At 36.1% G+C, this 19,093-nt stretch carries 17 protein-coding genes; all 17 read right to left on the bottom strand.

Features of this window, described 5'->3' with window-relative positions; translation table 11 throughout:
* Positions 1 to 106: 106 nt before the first annotated feature.
* The 17 genes from trmL to EAE90_RS06270 all read right to left on the bottom strand — a co-directional run bounded on the left by trmL (position 107) and on the right by EAE90_RS06270 (position 19,090).
* Positions 107 to 595 carry a tRNA (uridine(34)/cytosine(34)/5-carboxymethylaminomethyluridine(34)-2'-O)-methyltransferase TrmL gene (gene trmL / locus EAE90_RS06350; protein ID WP_214052790.1) on the bottom strand — a complete coding sequence of 163 codons (489 nt, stop codon included), beginning with the start codon at positions 593 to 595 and terminating at the stop codon, positions 107 to 109.
* A gap of 197 nt (positions 596 to 792) precedes the next feature.
* Positions 793 to 1,491, bottom strand: coding sequence for a class I SAM-dependent methyltransferase (locus EAE90_RS06345; RefSeq protein ID WP_214052789.1), 699 nt, complete (start codon positions 1,489 to 1,491; stop codon positions 793 to 795).
* Positions 1,492 to 1,965: 474 nt separating this feature from the next.
* Positions 1,966 to 2,994, bottom strand: coding sequence for a UDP-glucose 4-epimerase GalE (gene galE / locus EAE90_RS06340; protein ID WP_214052788.1), 1,029 nt, complete (start codon positions 2,992 to 2,994; stop codon positions 1,966 to 1,968).
* Positions 2,995 to 3,182: 188 nt separating this feature from the next.
* Positions 3,183 to 4,655, bottom strand: a complete 1,473-nt coding sequence (gene wbaP / locus EAE90_RS06335; RefSeq protein ID WP_246550422.1) for an undecaprenyl-phosphate galactose phosphotransferase WbaP — start codon at positions 4,653 to 4,655, stop codon at positions 3,183 to 3,185.
* A 69-nt stretch (positions 4,656 to 4,724) separates the two neighbouring features.
* A complete protein-coding gene (locus EAE90_RS06330; RefSeq protein WP_214052787.1) occupies positions 4,725 to 6,158 on the bottom strand; it encodes a phosphomannomutase in 1,434 nt (477 codons plus the stop codon).
* Positions 6,151 to 7,584 (bottom strand): mannose-1-phosphate guanylyltransferase/mannose-6-phosphate isomerase, encoded by a 1,434-nt coding sequence (locus EAE90_RS06325; RefSeq protein WP_214052786.1) that lies wholly within the window; start codon positions 7,582 to 7,584, stop codon positions 6,151 to 6,153. The genes EAE90_RS06330 and EAE90_RS06325 overlap by 8 nt, the downstream gene beginning before the upstream one ends.
* A 21-nt stretch (positions 7,585 to 7,605) precedes the next feature.
* A complete protein-coding gene (locus EAE90_RS06320; RefSeq protein ID WP_214052785.1) occupies positions 7,606 to 8,523 on the bottom strand; it encodes a glycosyltransferase family 2 protein in 918 nt (305 codons plus the stop codon).
* Positions 8,520 to 9,587 carry a glycosyltransferase family 4 protein gene (locus tag EAE90_RS06315; RefSeq protein ID WP_214052784.1) on the bottom strand — a complete coding sequence of 356 codons (1,068 nt, stop codon included), beginning with the start codon at positions 9,585 to 9,587 and terminating at the stop codon, positions 8,520 to 8,522. The genes EAE90_RS06320 and EAE90_RS06315 overlap by 4 nt, the downstream gene beginning before the upstream one ends.
* On the bottom strand, positions 9,574 to 10,200 hold the full coding sequence (locus EAE90_RS06310; protein ID WP_214052783.1) for a polymerase: 627 nt from the start codon (positions 10,198 to 10,200) through the stop codon (positions 9,574 to 9,576). The genes EAE90_RS06315 and EAE90_RS06310 overlap by 14 nt, the downstream gene beginning before the upstream one ends.
* A gap of 1,242 nt (positions 10,201 to 11,442) precedes the next feature.
* Positions 11,443 to 12,474 carry a glycosyltransferase gene (locus EAE90_RS06305; protein WP_214052782.1) on the bottom strand — a complete coding sequence of 344 codons (1,032 nt, stop codon included), beginning with the start codon at positions 12,472 to 12,474 and terminating at the stop codon, positions 11,443 to 11,445.
* Positions 12,475 to 12,499: 25 nt separating this feature from the next.
* Positions 12,500 to 13,537: a glycosyltransferase family 2 protein gene (locus tag EAE90_RS06300; protein ID WP_214052781.1), complete on the bottom strand. Its 1,038-nt coding sequence runs from the start codon at positions 13,535 to 13,537 to the stop codon at positions 12,500 to 12,502.
* A 46-nt stretch (positions 13,538 to 13,583) separates the two neighbouring features.
* On the bottom strand, positions 13,584 to 14,939 hold the full coding sequence (locus EAE90_RS06295) for a hypothetical protein (RefSeq protein WP_214052780.1): 1,356 nt from the start codon (positions 14,937 to 14,939) through the stop codon (positions 13,584 to 13,586).
* Between the two features lie 466 nt (positions 14,940 to 15,405).
* On the bottom strand, positions 15,406 to 15,756 hold the full coding sequence (locus tag EAE90_RS06290; RefSeq protein WP_214052779.1) for a thiamine pyrophosphate-dependent enzyme: 351 nt from the start codon (positions 15,754 to 15,756) through the stop codon (positions 15,406 to 15,408).
* A gap of 139 nt (positions 15,757 to 15,895) precedes the next feature.
* On the bottom strand, positions 15,896 to 16,066 hold the full coding sequence (locus tag EAE90_RS06285; protein WP_214052778.1) for a thiamine pyrophosphate-dependent enzyme: 171 nt from the start codon (positions 16,064 to 16,066) through the stop codon (positions 15,896 to 15,898).
* A gap of 261 nt (positions 16,067 to 16,327) precedes the next feature.
* Positions 16,328 to 17,227, bottom strand: coding sequence for a transketolase family protein (locus tag EAE90_RS06280; protein WP_214052777.1), 900 nt, complete (start codon positions 17,225 to 17,227; stop codon positions 16,328 to 16,330).
* Entirely contained in the window at positions 17,220 to 18,029 is an 810-nt protein-coding gene (locus EAE90_RS06275; protein ID WP_214052776.1) for a transketolase, read from the bottom strand. Before EAE90_RS06275 ends, EAE90_RS06280 begins: the two co-directional genes overlap by 8 nt.
* Positions 18,026 to 19,090 (bottom strand): NAD-dependent epimerase/dehydratase family protein, encoded by a 1,065-nt coding sequence (locus EAE90_RS06270; protein ID WP_214052775.1) that lies wholly within the window; start codon positions 19,088 to 19,090, stop codon positions 18,026 to 18,028. Before EAE90_RS06270 ends, EAE90_RS06275 begins: the two co-directional genes overlap by 4 nt.
* Positions 19,091 to 19,093: the final 3 nt, after the last annotated feature.

Genomic DNA, 19,093 nt, shown 5'->3' with positions numbered 1-19,093 from the left:
TTTTTCTGTGACCCACGCAAAGAGGAAAAAACTGCCGTGATATGGTCAACAACACGTTGAACCATTGCCGGAATGTGTATCGATATTAGGCATATTTATTGACGCACTATTTTCTGATGATAGCGCCCTGATAATCTAGTTGCCGCCAGGCTTCAAAAACAACAACGGCAACTGAATTGGAAAGATTCATACTGCGACTGTTTGCGAGCATTGGAATACGAATTTTTTGTTGTGGTGGCATATTATCCAGTACGTAAGGTGGTAATCCTCTGGTTTCCGGCCCAAACATTAAATAATCTCCTGCTTGATAACCTACGGCGCTATGTGCCGGAGTTCCTTTGGTTGTGAGAGCAAACAAACGAGCAGAAGACTCTCCTGTTAATCCTTCATCCTCTAAAAAAGCAAAATAATCATGATGTTGTTTAATATTGGCAAACTCATGATAATCCAGCCCGGCTCGACGTAGCCTTTTATCATCCCAGGTAAAACCCAGAGGTTGAATCAAATGCAATTGAAATCCGGTGTTAGCACAAAGACGAATAATATTACCGGTATTAGGTGGGATTTCAGGTTCAAATAAGACGATGTTTAGCATAATGCCCCCCAAAAACAAGGGGCACAGGTTAGCAGAAATCAGGAGGGGATGCAGGGGGATCTTCATCGATATTCTTATTTTATCTGTTAAAAGATCTTTCCCTGTTGGGGGCTTGATTGTATTGCCAGCAAACTTAAAAGTGAAAAAAGATCACTGTATATAATCTAACATACTAAATTTTCTAGAAATTCTCTGAATTATTTTTTTGCCACACCGATTATAATATAGTGCCAATGTTTAGGAACGACCTTATTTAGAACTTTATTATCTAACATTCCTAAAAATTTTCTTTGAGATTCATTCCTGCCAAACGTAGCAAGGAAACCTAAAGTTGTATAATTAACATTTGAAAATGCTGATAGATACTCAGTCATTTCGCTGACAGTAACATAGCCCCAGGCATTTCCCCAATTAACATAATTTTTTCTGAGAAACTTATGCAATGGTGATGCGATTAAATTTTCTGCAAACCAAAATTCACCCCCCTCTTTTAATGAATGGAAAATCTGATTAATTGCTTCTTTTTGTGCTGCTTTATTTGAATTATAACCAATACCACCTAATACTGATTTAAACATAACGATATCAAAATAGTTTCTATATTTAATATCTAATGCACTTAATTTACCATATCGAATTCTATTTTCTATATTATAACGCTTATGTTTCTCCTGTGCTTTTGAAGTAGGACCATTTAAATCCGTACATAAAACATTACCTCCATGTAATGCTGCCCACAGTGATAATCCACCATCGCGGCTGCCTAGTTCTAGAATATTAGCTGACTTTAATTCTAGGTTAGAATGGTCTTGCCAATATTTTAAAGCATGACTCCAATTACATATATCCCACTCTATTACATCATTGAGTAGCTCTCTTGAGTTCTCTGTTTTCATAAAATGACCAATGAATTAATTATTTTGATAATACTTTTATAGTGAATTATTATGATCTAGTGATAGATTATTTTTTAATGACGGTATTTTAGGAAAAGATTACGGGAGGGCTTGCTTAGCAAGAATTTCAGATAGATAGGCTGTGCTCATCGTTACTTTTGTTTCAATCTTATCCTTAAATATTTTAGTGTTATTCAGTACATTCACTGCAATGTGTTTTATCTGAGATAACAATTTCCCTGAGTTACCGCACTGAATTGGGAACGCCTGACGGTTTTTCCATCTGTGGCACCCCTGAGCTTTTTGTCAGTTTGATGTCCAACACCAAAGTTTTCAATTTCTTCTCAGTCTTTGATGTCGGCAATTACGGCACTGATTGTTAACGACAGAATATCTGTTAGCTTATAATTATTTGCTGATCTGACTAGGATTATGAGTAACCGAGTGGTTGCTAAATCAATCGTAAAAAGGCTTTTAGCGTTTCTCCTCTGAATGGAAACCATGAGGGTTATTCTTCTGCCAATTCCAGCTATCACGCATCATATCGTCAATATTGCGTGTCACTTGCCAGCCAAGGATATTGAGAGCTCTGGATGGATCAGACCAACACTCAGCAATATCCCCAGGACGTCTATCTGTAATTTTATATGGAATATCTTTACCTGATGCCTTTTCAAAAGCGTGAAGTAGTTCAAGTACAGAATAACCAGCACCGGTACCTAGATTAAAAACTTCATAGGATTGCTGTTTATCTAGATAATCAATGGCGGCAATATGGCCTTCAGCCAAATCCATTACGTGAATATAATCACGAACACCGGTACCGTCTTTGGTTGGATAATCGTTGCCATACACTGACAAACATTCCAGACGGCCAATGGCAACCTGAGTGATATAAGGTAATAGATTATTGGGAATACCATTAGGGTCTTCACCAATCATACCTGATGGGTGTGCACCAACAGGGTTGAAATATCTTAGACTAGTGATTTTGAAATTTGGCTCGGCTGCGGCAAAATCTTTTAGAATTTGCTCAACCATCAGTTTAGAAGTGCCATAAGGATTGGTAGTGCCGCCTACTTTCGCATTTTCCGTGAGTGGTACAAATTCAGGATCACCGTAGACTGTCGCCGATGAACTGAAAATCAATTGATACACACCGTTGGTACGCATAGCCTGCAACAAAACTAAAGTGCCAGTAACATTGTTCTGGTAATATTCAAGTGGCTTTCTGGTAGATTCACCAACGGCTTTTAAACCGGCAAAATGGATAACCGTGTCTATTTTGTTTTCTTGGAAAACTGTATTAAGTAAATTTAGATCAAGTACATCGCCTTGATAGAATTTCACGGATTTGCCAGTAAGTTTTTCAACTCTACGAAGAGATTCTGGTGATGAATTGCAAAGGTTATCGATAACAACAACATCTGCTCCTTTTTCCAGAAGCGCTAATACTGTATGGGAACCGATGTAGCCAGCTCCGCCGGTGATTAGGGTAATCATTTGAATATCTCCGTGAATTTTCAGCCATAGTGTTTAATTAGGCTGTATGTGAGCTTAAAAGTTTATTTTTCAAATGTTATTATCAAAAAACTTGAAAATAAACTGTTCCTTGTCAAAAGAGCAGATAAAAAAGCAGGTTTGAAACCTGCTTTTCCAATAGTATTATGGCGCACAATTCTACTTCTCAATTAATAGGCACCATCTCGTTTAAGTACTACATTGACTGTTTTAAATAAAATCGCGATATCATTCCAAAGAGCCCAATTTTTTACATACCAGCTATCAAGATATACGCGCGTCGCATAGTCAACATCGTTACGTCCACTTACCTGCCATAGCCCTGTCATACCCGGTTTCGCCATGAGATAATATGATTTGTCATCTCCATAACGTTCAAGTTCTTCCTGAACGATGGGTCTTGGACCAACGAGACTCATCTCCCCTCTTAGTACATTGATCAACTGTGGAAGCTCATCAAGACTGGTCTTACGCAGAAAGTGGCCGATAGGGGTGATTCTTGGGTCATTCTTGAGTTTGAAATCCTTCTTCCATTCTTCCATAGCGTTCTGATCTGTCTTGAGCAGATTTTCCAGCACTTCTTTAGAATTGATAATCATGGAGCGAAACTTCAAACACTTAAATCGACGCCCTCCTTGCCCTATACGTTCATGACCATAGAAAGGAGATGCACCATCACGGGAAACTTTCCAGCCGATAAAAAGAAATAGAGGGGAAAAGAGCACTAACAGAAGGGAAGAAACGACAATGTCGAAACTACGCTTCAGAATACTCGACGACCGCTTGGCCAGATTGTTCTTAACCCTTAACATCAAAAGTTCATGGCTAAAAGAGTGAGAGACATCTGTGCCATAGAGTGGTACTCCACGTAAGGTTGGGATCACTGAGATGTTACGAACACCATGTGCAGAGAGGTAACGCAGCCACTCGTCCTGTAGTTCGTTTTGTTCATATTCAAGAGCGATGAAGATCTTATGTTGATGGTACTTTTCAAGCAACTGCTCAGGAGTGAGATGAAAGAGCGGAAGAGTTTCCACTGGACTAACAGCACAATTATTGTCTGGGGCAACAAAGCCTATAACCCCAAAGCCAAGTAAAGGTTCGCTGCATATAGCCAGATAAGCTTCACGAGCATTATTTCCACTGCCGATGATGATAGTCGGCATACTCCAGTATCTAAGCTTAACTAATAACAACTTAGTCAGCCATCGGCAAAATGGTAGGGCAAATATGGCAATCAACCAGAATATTGCCCACTGGTAGCGAGAAAAATTCCACTTAGAGATAGCTACTATCGCCAAATCGGCCACAGCCAGTCCGATGATCATCAATAGAGTTTCTTTCAGCTCATTCCAGAATGGTTTGTGATAAGTGTAATGTCGTAAATGTCCCCAAGACCAGAGAAGCACAACTAAGGTAATTGCCAGAAAACTCCATGCTCTGGCCTCATCTGATCCGTTTTTAAAAACAAGGGAGAATGAAACATCGGTACGAATACTTTCAAACCACCATGAAAGAGCAAAAGCACCAGCCATAGCTAGAAGATCACTTGCCATTAGAGAAAAATGGTTAACAGATGCTGAATAGTTTCCATATTCGAGATGTCCGTCCTTAGAGTGCCGGATCATTTCTTTTGAATCCATATAATATTTACCTAAATTCGAAAGAGTATTCGGCAAAGCGCCAAATAAGCACTCTGCCGTAAGTTGCAATTATTTTTGGGTTGCAAGTGAGTCTAGACAGGTTTTGACAATCTCTTTTGCTCTATCTACATTTTCGGCTTCAGCATAACAGCGCAGTTCTGGTGCATTACCGGATGGGCGCAAGTGGACAATAATATTGTGATCAAGGGTTATTCTTAAACCATCAGTGAGATCGAGATGAATAACTTGATGGTTATCAAGCCCCAATAAAGTTAGTAATTGCTCCGGAGCCTGAGTCCCTTTATTCAAAATAGTGCGGCTCAATGTTGTGGGAAATTCTTTAAGCCTGTCAGAATGTGTATAACGAGAAGGCAGATCATCCACTAATGAAGCAATCCCTTTATCTTTGCTTGCACTCAATGTGATAAGTGCGGGTAAAAGTGCATCGCGAGTAGGCAGAGCTGTCAGTACTTTATTTCCTACATCAATATCACTGCCGAGTAAGAAGCCGCCATTAGCTTCAAAACCAGCGATACGTTTAAACTGATGTGAAAGAGGCGTAAACTCCGCAATAACATAGGGAGAGCCGATTTTGGTCAAGACAACACTGGAAAAACGGCCACAACTCTGTACTGCACTGTTGCAGCTTACGGGGACGGCTAGAGCCTCAATGTTTAATGCATCGGCACACAGCAGTCCCAATATGTCACCTCTCAGCCATTCCCCGTGCTCATCCGCCAGCAACGGGCGATCCCCATCGCCGTCGGTCGAGAAGATGGCATCCAAAGCAAGTTTATCCGACCAGTTTCTAGCTTTAAGCCGATCTTCCTCAGCGACAGCCTCCGTATCGATGGGAACAAATTGATCAGTACGCTCAAGGGAAATAACTTCCGCACCCAATGATCTGAAGAGAGGGGCATAAAGATCACGCCCAGCACTAGAGTGTTCATAGATACCAATACGTTTTCCTGCCAGCAAATCTGCGGAAAACAGAGAATGATAACGATTTATATATGCTTCTGAGGCGTCTGATAAAACAGTCAGCGACGTCATTTCAGTAAGGGGGGCAAAAATAACCTCTGCCGAGAGGATAGCTTCTTCGTCTGCCTTAGTGATTTCTCCATCGGGGCGGTAAAATTTGAGTCCATTACGGTCAAAGGGAATATGACTGCCGGTAACCATGATGCATGGCATACCATCCTGCATTGCCTTATAGGCAAGCGCAGGCGTTGGGATCACTCCATAATAGACAGGTTCAATGCCAACCTGGCGAAGGGCTGTAGCACAAGCCATGACCATATCAGGACTGCTAGGACGGTTGTCGATAGCTAATGCAACTTGGGCTACTTTATATTGCTTCTGCATTACCGATACGAAAGCGTGGGCAAAAGCGGCGCATACATCCGGGGTAAAATCAACAACCAGTCCACGGGCTCCACTGGTACCAAAGACGACGCCGCTGGTGGCAATGACCTCTTGGCTATTCAGTTTTTTGTTATTCATTTTCTTCTATTTCCACTCTGCCATAACGATCACTGAGGCGGACAACATCGTCATCCCCTAGATAAGAACCGGACTGGATCTCTATCAATTCCAGCGGAACCTTACCCGGATTTTCCAGAGTATGAACAACGCCCACAGGTATATAAGTAGATTCATTCTCGGTAACCAAATAAGATTTATCTCCTTGAGTTACTCGGGCCGTCCCTGCGACCACAATCCAGTGCTCTGCACGATGATGATGCATCTGGGTGGATAGGCTTTCTCCTGGCCTTACAGTAATGCGCTTGACCTGATAACGTTGCCCTTTATCAATGGCATCGTATCTTCCCCAAGGGCGATAGACCTCCCGATGTAAACGATGCTCTGAACGTCCGGAGTCTTTCAGATTCTCGACAATCTTTTTTACATCTTGTACTTGAGATTGATCTGTAACCAGAACAGCATCTTTGGTCTGAACCACAACCAAATTTTTTACGCCGACAAGACTAACCAAGCTGTTTTCAGAGTAAACGTAATTGCTGTTGCTATTGTGTTGCAATACATCCCCTCTGAATACATTACCATCATCATCCTTTTCTGATATGTCCCACAAGGAAGACCAAGAACCGACATCGGACCAGCCAGCAGACAGAGGAACGACAACGGCATCAGCCGTCTTTTCCATAACTGCATAATCAATCGATTCATTTGGACAGGCGAGAAATGCCGACTTATCAACTCGCACGAAATCGAGATCGGGATTGACGGTCCCCACTGCCGCCACACAGGCTGAATGAATATCGGGTCGGAACGTTTTGAGCTCGGTTAGAAACCGGCTGGCACGGAACAGAAACATGCCACTGTTCCAATAATATTCACCACTCTGCAAATATTGTTCTGCGGTCATTGCATCAGGTTTTTCGACAAACTGCATCACGTCGAAGGCATCCTCCTGTTTGGCTCCACGGAGAATGTAGCCATATCCAGTTTCTGCATGGGTAGGTACGATACCGAAGGTGACGAGTTTACCGGCCTCTGCATAAGGGATCGCCTGTCTTACCACATCAATAAAGGTCTCCTCATCCCGAATCACATGATCGGCAGCTAACACTAATAATAGTGGGTCTTCTCTTTCACTTGCGGTTTGAAGAGCGGTGAGTGCTGCCAGTGCAATTGCTGGTGCCGTATTACGCCCTATTGGTTCGAGAATGATGTTGTGTGCTAGCTTGCCTAGTTGACGCAACTGTTCAGCCACGAGGAAACGATGATCCTCGTTGCAAATCACTAAAGGAGATTCTGTTGATAGTTCACTTAAACGCAGCACTGTTGTTTGCAGCATGGTGAACTCACCATCAAGTTTAAGAAACTGTTTCGGGTATAACTCGCGGGAAAGGGGCCATAACCGACTGCCGGAACCACCGGCCATGATGACGGGCAAGATAGTCATCTTTTTATCCTTAGAAACTTATTATCTTTGCTGAGACCAATAGCTTTTATACATACTAAATTTAGGTCGCCATTTTTTGGGGAGGATGCGGTAATTCTTCCCAAGCTTATAGCCAATTAGTTTACAAGCCGTTGTTAATAAAGATCTCGGAATCCACAAGGGAGCATGGTGCCATAAATATTTTAGTTCTGATTTTACAAACTTCATTCCCTCACCAGAAGCCCCTCCGAACTGCTGCTGAATCCACGGTTCACAGGCATGGAAGACGCCTGTATCGAAATAACGACGAAATTCTTCCCATGGGCTATAATTATGAGAGTGTTTTACAGTTGCTTCTGCACAATAAGAGACTTTATAGCCAGCTAAAATCATTTTTGCAGCTAAATACATATCTTCGGCCAGAATCGTATTCTCTGGGAACCCTCCTAATTTTTCAAAAACATCTCGACGATAGGCTGCAAACGAGTTTGACATAAAAGCTGTTTTTAATCCCAACATCGGGATATCTGTTGATGATTTGATGCAACTTTTATCTGGATAATTAAAAAGACGTGCATGTGTAGCAAGAGGGTTAGCATCCAGATGAGGTAGTTGGCGTCCACAAACAGCGGTAACAGCAGGATCTTTAAAGCAGTCAATTATTGCTGATAATGAGTTTGAGTTGTCAAACAACGCATCTTGTGTTAAAAAAACTAATATATCTGCTTCCGGCGTATATCTAGCAGCCAGATTTCTAGTACCACCATGATTGAATTCTTGCGGAGATATAATAATTGGTTCAATTCCATACTTTCTTGATAACGGCACAGTATTATCAGTGGAATTAGAGTCAATCATAATCAATTTAACAGGTTGCAAAGTTTGTGACTGTAACAGAGATAACCATTGCGGCCACATTTTCCCTGCCTGATAAGTGGGTACGATCAACGTAACATTCATTGATCCATCCTCGATATCCAATTACGAATCGCCATTTTCATCATATTTAAATTATATTTATTTGCACAGAACATTGCCTTTTCGTACCAATCTTGATGAGAGTTTAGCTGTAAGAATGCCTGTTTCCAACTTTCCAAGTTATCAGGTTTAACATAAATGGCAGCATCTCCCAAAACCTCATGAAAAACGGGTATATCTGAGACGATAACTGGAGTTAAACATGCTAGAGCTTCAATTGGTGGAATGCCAAATCCTTCATCCAGAGATGGATAAACCAATGCTGAAGCTTCAGCATATAATTTCTGCAACTCATTGAAGGGTACATTATGATGAAAGGAAACAGCATTAGATAATTGAGAGTCCACAACATATTGTTTCATCTCATCGACATAATCCGTGTGACCGCAGACAATAACCAAACGAAACTGTTTGAACCATATCTGGTGTGCTTTGAGTAATGAATCAATGTTTTTATGCCGCCAACTGGCCCCAACAGCTAGTAGATAGCCTTTTTTCTCACTGTAAGGTTTAAAAGCATTGGTATCAACGGAATTATAAATAACAGATATCTTATCTTGTGGAAAATCAAAGGTATTAGAAATCTGTTGACGTACTGTATTTGACACAGTCAAAAGATGCTTACAACGTGGTAAAGCTTGCGGTAATAAGCATCGAAAATAGAACTGTTGCAAATATGAATCTGGATAGTGATATGGACGCAGGTCATGTACAGTGATCACTTGGTTACTCAAAAATGGAAGCGTATGGTGAGTTGTAGAAACAATAGTTTCCTTACCAAATTTTGTGCGAAGTAGAAATGCCAGCCAATAACTATATAAAAACCAAAGCACAGGCCTTATATGGGAAATATGAGATGAATTTGCAACCCAGTTAGGAACTGCGATTAGTTTAACACCATATTTTTCGAGTTTATCAACGTGTTCTCTAGCACAAATGATTCCAGATACTAAACCTTGACTTGATAATGCATCTAAAAAATTTAGTGAATATCGCCACATACCTGTACCAGATTTACCTAATCTAGAGAGATTAATTATTAGCATGAAAAACTTGCTTCCATAATATGAGAATGAAAAGAATAATAATTGCTGTAGCAATGTGCTCCCAGAATAACCACCCCAAACCTGTAGGAATAAATCCTACACCGCATAAAAATAAGAATGGGATTAGTACATAAATATTGCGATCAATTTTCAGCTGATTTGTAAAAAGAGCAAGTAGACATCCTTTTATAGAAAAAATAGCAAATATAAATAGATGAGAAAAATATCCGAAGTCGGCATAATAAGAACCGAAACCAAATGCTGGTGCACCTTGATTCATATAGAATAGTTTAGGAAAAATATCTTTAGCAATACGAAGATAGCCGAAATCTGCTGGTTTTGCTTCCCAAATGAACCGTGGGATTCTTGAATAAATCTCAGTCTCTAACAACAAGTAACCGTATTGACAGCAATAATTTTTGTTAAAGAGAATGATCGCATTTCTTGTATAATCAGAATAAGCAGCCATAGCACCTAAAACTTGAGAATAATCTATCCCGTATGTGGTTTTAAAGAAGAAAAACATAAAACAAGAAACAAGCATACCAAAGATGAATATTTTTTTAAAATTATATTTCTTTCTTTCAACTTTAACCGAAAATAGAATATACATAAATACAACTGTAAGTAAAGTAGATTTTGTACCATGCAATACTAACAAGACTACATTAAATAAAAACAGGCATGTAAAAATAAAGTAATGCGACTTTCTTACGTAAAAAAGAAATAGTATCGACAGTAAAGAGAAAAAAATTGACAGAAAGAATGATAACCCATACCCACTTCTGGTTAACTCGTATATTCTTCTCGGTTGGAAAATAAACTCGCGAAAGTCAATTAATATCGGTAGGTATAAGAAAAATGCAAATACTAAAAACACTATAGAGAAAAATAAGTAAGCCGATTTTATATTTCGTCCTTTAAAAGGCACTGAACTACTTATTATATAATTACCTTGTTTTACGAAAATATATCCAAGCACAACAGAAAATAAGGATGTAAAATATAGAGAGAATATATAAAAATATGCAACTGAGTTTACACTCTCATTTGATTGGATTACACTAATTAATTCAAAAATATAATAAGTAGGGAAAGTACTTAGTAGTTCAGGAGTTAAAAAGTTAACTACATTCTTTTCATGCCAAGAAATAAATAAATATATCAAGCACCACAAAAGCGAAAATAAAGATATTATTACTATGGAATCAATATTTGGCATTTTCATTATCTACTTAAAAGAGTATTTCTAGTTCATTAATAAGTGATACATCATTCACTTATTAATTTAATACAGGAAAAGATTACGAAAGCTTCTGTCTTACAAAGACTTTGGGCAGATAGTTGTTAGTCATCACTACATCTGGTTCACAGCGCAGAGTTCATTCAATATTTCAGTGACTTCTTATTTACCTTTATAAATTTATTGGTGCTTAAATATTTCGAAATTTCCGGTTCATTCTCATTCTTTTTCTGGTGGGAAGAAGGAGTTATACATAATTTATTTAAATTGTGTCCATTAAAAACCAAAATCACTGAATCTTACGATATGAATATGTATTTTTCTTCCCTGCCTTTATCGTCAGAAATTATTTATTGTGTATGTTGTCAATAAAAGATATTACTAGTTTATGCTCAACTTTCCATTCTTGGCGTGACTCATGCGTGACAAAAATATGCTCAAGTAATGTCCTTAATGCTTATTTTCTCGTCGCCATTTATTCTTCTCTAAAACAAATAGGATTCGATCTAAAACCAAGGAGAAAGAACTGTACCTTGTTGCTGATATTCTAATATAATTTTTTTAGTCGGTTTTGTGATTTTTCCTTGAAGTGTTAGAGACACCTCAATAGTTTTACTTCGATAAAATCAGTTTATAAAGTTCATTAACTCGTGAGCTATTATTTTTGTATTTTAAGGCATTTTCAAATCCATTTTTAATCATTTCTTGTCTGTAAGCAAAGTCAAATAGTTTTTCAATTGCACTCAAATATTCGTTTAATGATAGTGGGTTATTTATTTTTAGTCCAGAATTACCAAGAATTTCAGCAAGGGCAGACTCCTTTGTTGAGATAACGGGACAACCTTGACTCTGAGCTTCAATGATAACCCTTCCAAATCCTTCATAGAGTGAAGCATTAATTAAGCAGAATGCATTTTCATACAATCGGGAAAGTTCAATATCAGAGATATTATAATATGAAATACAAAATTCATACCCTGATACAACATCTTCACTAATACCAACTGTATATAATTTTAATCCAAAGTTAATGTATGCCTCTTGTGCAACTTTTAATACAGTTTTAAAGTTCTTCCTCGGCTCTCCACTTCCGACATATAAAATATAATTTTCACTATTTCCCTTATCTAGGGGATTAGTATGAGAGAATTTTCTACCTTCAGCTTTATACATAGAACTATCAAAGACATTTGGAATTAATATTGGCTTAGATTTATCTGTAAGAGCTATAACAGCTTCTTTAGTAAATTTAGAAGGAACTATACAGTTTTTTACTCTTAGAAATTTAACTTGAAGATAACTTAAATAATCGATGAATGAAGATAGATGAGCCTTAAATAAATCATGGTTTCGTAGGTCATGAACAATCAATGCATACCGTTTAGAAAATAGAAATAATGAGTAAAATGCGCAAGATTCATTAGAAATTATGTAAAAGTTTTTTTTAGAAAAAAATAGTAAAGAAAATGGATAGTATATATAGTTAATAAGAAAACGTCCTATTTTATATTTCGAGTCTGGAACATAATAAAAATCAGCATTTATCAATGGGTTTTCATTTAACATTTCAATAAGATCTTTATTGTATTTGCCTACGCCTGTTTTTTTATTTCGTTTTTTCACACCTAGAAAAATAACTTTCATTTAACTTACCCGTATACCCATATATTTAAAGAAACCGAATATCTCTGGAGAATTGAGTTTTTAATTTTTTCTTTTTAATCATTTTATATACATAGGGGTATGACAATTTAATTGTTCTTGGGAAAAATAATGATAGTTTGAATAAGTATAAAGCAAAATATTTAAAGCCAGTATATTTCATCGAGAATATACCTTTCAATAAAGAATTATATGTAATTCTAGTTTCAGCCCAAGAATTATCTTTTATAGCGTGTAATAGAAGTTGGTGGATAATATTATGTGGTTTAATCCAGATTTTAAGTGCTTTTGCTATATTAGAATCTAATAATTTTATGGATGTTGAATCTAAAGGTAAATTTCTTATTGATGGTAAACCTAACGCAATAGGAATAAGGGGAAAGTGTGTCGATTCAGGGCTTTCTTCTGAACCATATTTGACCAGTTTTTCTGATGAAAAAACAACCCTTCCATCATTTCCTAGTGAAGTAATCAGAGCACATAGAATCGGTGCACAAGTAGATTGATAAAAGAATGCAAAACGTAAATTATTTCCAATAATTTGGGAATTCCAGACGCAGTCGGAAATAAACATAACTTTATTTATGGGTACCATGTTTTTGATAAATTCATGAGTACCTATTGTAATTATAGAAGTATCTTGCTTGGATCCATATTCGCATGAATCAAAATTATAAAGAGCACATTCAGGATTTTTATTTATTGTTCTTATTATGGTATTAATACTATCTTCTGCCGGGATATCATCGTCACTAAGTACCCAAACATAATCCGAATCGCTATATTGAAATGCTAATGGTATATTAGCATTTCCTCCAATATTATATTTATGTCTAATGATTTGTAATTCATCTTCAGTATGTTCTGATAATAACTTTGACAATGTAATAGATACAGGTATTGGAGATGCATTATCTAGAATTATTACTTTAATTGTATGAGAGTGTTTTTTGATAATATCCATTAATATAGATATGTTTTTTTTCAAAACTTCATTTCTATTATATGTAGGTATAATTATGCAAAATTTTTTATCAAATGACATAGTGTTGCCTATAAGTGATACTTAGTTATTTTAACTGTTTAATAAACTATTTGTTACTGAAGTAATATTTTTTAAATAACCAAAGAGACCAAGGAAAGCTAATAAAAACTATTATTATAGAATATGATAATATAGTTGTGGTAGCACTATGATAAGAAGTGAAATATACTGCAAAAAAGGTTAATAACGCAACTATGACAGAGCATGTTAACATAGGTTCTTCTTTATGAGATCTCATATATGCAGCAAAGCAAAATACTAAGTGGTTAAATATAGCAACAATAGATAAAATAAAAATAATATCTAAACTAGCAAATCGGTTTACTATATTAAAATTAAAACTCTTTAAAAAATATAATGTAAAGATAAATGAGAGAATAATGAATATATTTAAGATTCCTGACTTTTTGGTTATATCAATAAAAATATGATTAAGTGTTTCTCTGTCTTTCGATGCGACTAATCTTCCCATTACATTTATTTTAGCTGAGACCCAACTCATGGATAGAGAAAGAAGGGCTGAAAAAACGGTCATAGTCAACCCAACTTGACCCGCAATTTTTTCTCCTTGATGTGCAAATATCAAAGGTATAATGGCCTGAAATATAAAATATCCACTTAACCAGCTAATCGCTATTTTCCATTGGAAAGGGAAAATGTCCCTTTTCCATGATAATTCATTACAAATATGGTCGCTATTACTTAAGAAGAATAAATTTTTATACTTTTTATAAATCCATAATAGAGAACATATTGCGGCTATACCTGGAATGGCTGATATAGCGCCTAACTTAAAACCAAAAATAAAAAATAATATTAGAGTACTATATCCTAGAATTGATTGAAAGAGCTTTATTTTAGCTACTTCTCCAACGAATCCCATTCCTTCTAATACAGAAAGAAATGGACTTATGAATAAATTTACTGATGAAAAGAAAACAAGCATTCCCCATGGAATAACCCACTTATCGGAATTCAGACTTCCATTTCTTATAAAAAAATAAAAACCTATAATAAAAACAACTAATAAAAATAAAATTGATACTATAGAATACCATTTTCTTAACATTTTAATAAGGGAGTGAACTCGTTTTATATGAATTAAATCACCTATTAATAATGAGACCTTTTTATCATATTTTAAGTATGCCATTTCATGTGCTACAAGTTGTACAATGACATAATTAAGTCCTAACTCAAAAAATACTTGTAATGCAATGATACTTGTAAATGTAAAATAATATCCTTGTTCTTCTAGGCTAAAAACAAACGGAATTGACAACATTAAAATTCCACCAGCTAATATATTCCAAAGGCGAAGTGTAAGGCTGTAACCAACATGATAATCGATGGAGGTTTTTTTCAATAAAAATGTTTTCCATGCTTTTATTTTATCAAGCATATTAATAAAAATCCTCTTTGATCATAAGATCCAGTGTTTTTTAAAATAATTTTTTAAATTTTATTGTTGTCAATATAGTGATTTTATTAATCCAAATTTATCTGCATACATTATATTATCTCAATAATGTTAATCATTTAATACATATATTTTACATATAAATTTATAAAATTGAATCATAATAATCCTTGAAGTATTTTATTGCCATATTTTTTCAGTTTGGCGGGATCTCCAACACCAATGAAATTAATTATTGCATCAAGTTTAGTTTCTAATTTACAAAAACCGTTAATATCTAAGATATAACAATCACCGTAGTATTTAATAGAGGAAAATATCTCAAATACTCTCTGTAAGTTATGTGGAAATAAAAAGAGTTCATGAGAATATTGTAGTTTTCTCTATTGGCAAAGTATATATTTAAAAATTTGGTCTGTTGCACTCAATATAGCTATTTTCATTTTATTCATCCTTTAATTGGAAACTGTTTATCAATCGGGTTACCGAAAGCTAATCCTGGACGACATTCTCGGGCATTACTCATTAAAATTTCAATTAACATTGGCGTAGGCTGATTCAAAAATTTTTCTACCAAGATTGTGAATTCATCTATATCAAATATTGAAAAAGAAGTAATATTATAAGCCTTGCCCACTCTGCAAAAAGAAGAACTATAACCATTCCAATATGTTGATTTATTTTTACCATCAAAATACATTTCTTGAAATGATCGAACCATGCCAAGGGAATCATTATTAAATACTATCGTCAATATAGGTAAATTTTCACGAGCGATAATGTCTAAATAAGCTTTCATAATAGTGATACAGCCTGACCTTTTGATTGATAAATGTATAAGTCAAATTTAATGCTTAACAGGTCGCATCAGTTTATGATTCTACTAAAAAGCTTTCTAAAGCCTTGCCGCATAAGGTATTGTGCGAAGTGATCCACTATTACGAATTGTTATTTAGTTCTTGGATATTGAGTTGTGCTCCACCATCACCAGTTAGAACTACCGCAGGTAATTGGCTTGCATATGAAACTCCGATTGCGGTAGGGATAACAAATCCCATTGCTCCCAAGCCACCAGAATGATGCATAACCTGTTTTCCAGTCAGTAACATAGAGTGTCGCAGCCCACATTTGGTTATTACCAACATCAGCTATATAATGTACATTTCGATCACGAAAAACCGTATTTAAAGATAGGCATAAGCATAAAAGAATGGACTAATAGAAAGCTCTGGATTAGCCACCATAGATAGTCCATTAAAAAATCACAAACCAATAATTAGACTTTAATGGGCATGTAAGAAACATAAGGAATATCTCACAAGCAATAATCATCTATTATTGGATATATATTTCCAATATAATTATGAGCATTAAAAATGAACGCCCGATATTTTTCTCAAATAATCCTGAGAGCCAGCAACACCAGCAAATTGATTATTTATTCCAATTCTCCTTATTTTGGGGAATACAGATAACTGTCCGGATAAATATAAATCGTTACATAACTCAAGAATATGGCTACCAAAACCACCATTAAGCTGATGCTCTTCAATTGTAATGACATTATTGGCAGATAATATTGATTTCAAAATCGCTTCTTTTTTTAAACCTGAGATAAAAGGAACTGAATATAACACATAATCATCATATTCAGATTCTAATTGGCTTAGTGAGTAGGAGAGGACTGCTCCGGTAGAAAATACAACAGTTGAATCATTTCCTTTCTTTTTAATAAAGATTGGCAATTCCTTTTCTGATTCTAATTTTTCAATATGTATTCGTTTTTCACCAGCCTTATTAATTCTTACATAAGCCGGGCCATTATGCCGTTCACACAATTCTTTTGCCACTAATTCAGCTTCAGCAGGATCTCCCGGAGCACACACAAACATATTAGGAATGGCTCTCATCATCGCGATATCTTCAGTTGTATGATGTGATGTTCCTAGTGGTCCATAGGCGTAGCCTGCACCTACAGCAACTATTGTCACATCTAGATTATGATAGCAGACATCATAACGGATCTGTTCCATTGCCCTTAATGTAGGAAAATTACCTATCGAATAAACAAATACTTTATAACCTTCTAAAGCAAGACCTGATGCAACTTGTAGCATATTCTGTTCTGCAATTCCCACATTTAAGTAGCGGTCAGGAAAACGCTCAGCAAATTGTTCAAGAACAGAAAAACCTAAATCACCACAGAGTAAAAATATTTTGTCGTTTTTTTCTGCCTGCTCGCACAAAGATTTTATAAAAGTATTACGCATTATTCGCCTCCAGTTCTCCCAGTGCTTTAATATATTCCTCATCACTTGGTGAACGATAATGCCAGAGCAACTCATTCTCCATGAAAGAAACCCCTTTTCCTTTAACTGTATGAGCAATGATCACTTTAGGTTTAAGGTTATCAAATTTAATACCACACGCATTCTTGATTGCTCGGTGATCATGACCATCAATATCTATAACATTCCATTGAAAAGCCTCAAATTTATCTTTCAGTGGCTCAAGTGCAAGAACTTCTTCAATCCGACCAAAACTCTGGATTTTATTATAATCAACAATCAATGTCATATTGTTCAATTTATGATGAGGAGCAAATAATATAGCTTCCCAATTCGATCCTTCATCCAACTCACCATCGCTGACAATAGTATAAATATGATATTTCTTATTTTGGCGTTTAGCCGCTAGAGCAACACCACAAGCTACACCGAGAGCATGACCAAGACTACCTGTTGATAGTTCAATACCTGGTAACTTATGGTTTACATGAGATGTAAAGTATGAACTATCTGATGTGTAATCTTCGAATAGATTTAATTCTTTGAAAAACCCTTTTTCCTGAAGAACCGCATATAAAGCTGTGCATGCGTGCCCTTTACTGTAAAATAAGCGATCACGTTCAGGCCAACCGGGATTATCAACTTTTACATTCATTACATTACTATATAATACTGCAAGAACATCTGCGATTGAGAAAGCACCACCTATATGTGATGCCCTTTTTTTATGGCACAATTCAAGTACAGACTTTCTAATCTGATTGCCTAAGATAACTGAATTCATTTTTTTTCCTCAATTGCCCAATGTGCAGTTCTTTCAATAGCATTTGTCAACGTAGTATCAATTGATAACCCCAGTTCTTGATAAGATTTTTGGATAGAGGGAATATACCTCGCAGGAGGAGTGCCTGGGACGGGGGTTTTAGCTATATGAATTTTGGATGATGGATTTACAACATCTGAGACCAACTGCGCAAGTTCTGCAATTGAAATAGCTTGATCAGAACCTACATTATATGCAGTTGCACCTTTACCATTGAGCATTAATACTAATAGCCATTTCACTAAATCTGTTGCATACATATAAGAACGCAGAGGTGTTCCATCTCCGCCAATATTAATATCTCGTCCATGTATCGCATCATTAATAAAATTACCAATTGCAAAATGTTTATCTAAAGGCAGAAATGGACCAATAAATGCGAAACAACGAGCACTGATAACGTTTAATGAATATTTAGAATGATATAAAGAACTTAACCATTCTGAATAGCGTTTCCCTAACCCATAAGCTGACTTAACATCAGTTGAAGAAGGGGCACCGTTATATTCTTCAGTAAAATAATTCAATTGAGTAGGCTGAACACCATAAACAGCACCACTGCTAAGAAGTAAAACCGACTTAGCGCCAGCTAATCGCGCCGCTTCCAAAATATTTGTTGTACCCTTAGTATTTACATCCATTATACTCAGATAATCTGTAGCACCTGACGGATCTGCCACATCTGTTGCTGCATGAATATAATAATCACATTTAGGTGGTTCATTTGGATGTAATAAAACCACATCAGATTTAATAAAATAAACATCCTGACGTAATTTAAAATAAGGATTATCTTGAATAAACTTTTCTGGATTTCGGCTAATAACAATGAGCTCGCATGATAATTTTAATTCATCATTGGCATAACAGAAACTATATAATAACCACTTACCAATAAATCCAGTTCCTCCTGTAATAAATATTTTTTGCTCACGAAAGGATGAAAATAAGTTTCGATTACCTGAAATTAACCTCTGTAAATCATCTCTTAATATGCTATTCATTATTTTTAAGGTAGCCATTAC

Origin of the sequence: Photorhabdus caribbeanensis (assembly GCF_018448885.1) — a bacterium.
GTDB lineage: Bacteria > Pseudomonadota > Gammaproteobacteria > Enterobacterales > Enterobacteriaceae > Photorhabdus > Photorhabdus caribbeanensis.
The sequence above is the reverse complement of the archived record's forward strand: the minus strand, read 5'-3'. Positions and strand labels throughout refer to the sequence as shown.

What these genes read in the sequence shown, in the direction of transcription:
- trmL (WP_214052790.1), bottom strand. Translation starts at nt 595, where the DNA reads ATGCTAAACATCGTCTTATTTGAACCTGAAATCCCACCTAATACCGGT.
- EAE90_RS06345 (WP_214052789.1), bottom strand. Translation starts at nt 1,491, where the DNA reads ATGAAAACAGAGAACTCAAGAGAGCTACTCAATGATGTAATAGAGTGG.
- galE (WP_214052788.1), bottom strand. Translation starts at nt 2,994, where the DNA reads ATGATTACCCTAATCACCGGCGGAGCTGGCTACATCGGTTCCCATACA.
- wbaP (WP_246550422.1), bottom strand. Translation starts at nt 4,655, where the DNA reads ATGGATTCAAAAGAAATGATCCGGCACTCTAAGGACGGACATCTCGAA.
- EAE90_RS06330 (WP_214052787.1), bottom strand. Translation starts at nt 6,158, where the DNA reads ATGAATAACAAAAAACTGAATAGCCAAGAGGTCATTGCCACCAGCGGC.
- EAE90_RS06325 (WP_214052786.1), bottom strand. Translation starts at nt 7,584, where the DNA reads ATGACTATCTTGCCCGTCATCATGGCCGGTGGTTCCGGCAGTCGGTTA.
- EAE90_RS06320 (WP_214052785.1), bottom strand. Translation starts at nt 8,523, where the DNA reads ATGAATGTTACGTTGATCGTACCCACTTATCAGGCAGGGAAAATGTGG.
- EAE90_RS06315 (WP_214052784.1), bottom strand. Translation starts at nt 9,587, where the DNA reads ATGCTAATAATTAATCTCTCTAGATTAGGTAAATCTGGTACAGGTATG.
- EAE90_RS06310 (WP_214052783.1), bottom strand. Translation starts at nt 10,200, where the DNA reads ATGTATATTCTATTTTCGGTTAAAGTTGAAAGAAAGAAATATAATTTT.
- EAE90_RS06305 (WP_214052782.1), bottom strand. Translation starts at nt 12,474, where the DNA reads ATGAAAGTTATTTTTCTAGGTGTGAAAAAACGAAATAAAAAAACAGGC.
- EAE90_RS06300 (WP_214052781.1), bottom strand. Translation starts at nt 13,537, where the DNA reads ATGTCATTTGATAAAAAATTTTGCATAATTATACCTACATATAATAGA.
- EAE90_RS06295 (WP_214052780.1), bottom strand. Translation starts at nt 14,939, where the DNA reads ATGCTTGATAAAATAAAAGCATGGAAAACATTTTTATTGAAAAAAACC.
- EAE90_RS06290 (WP_214052779.1), bottom strand. Translation starts at nt 15,756, where the DNA reads ATGAAAGCTTATTTAGACATTATCGCTCGTGAAAATTTACCTATATTG.
- EAE90_RS06285 (WP_214052778.1), bottom strand. Translation starts at nt 16,066, where the DNA reads ATGTTACTGACTGGAAAACAGGTTATGCATCATTCTGGTGGCTTGGGA.
- EAE90_RS06280 (WP_214052777.1), bottom strand. Translation starts at nt 17,227, where the DNA reads ATGCGTAATACTTTTATAAAATCTTTGTGCGAGCAGGCAGAAAAAAAC.
- EAE90_RS06275 (WP_214052776.1), bottom strand. Translation starts at nt 18,029, where the DNA reads ATGAATTCAGTTATCTTAGGCAATCAGATTAGAAAGTCTGTACTTGAA.
- EAE90_RS06270 (WP_214052775.1), bottom strand. Translation starts at nt 19,090, where the DNA reads ATGGCTACCTTAAAAATAATGAATAGCATATTAAGAGATGATTTACAG.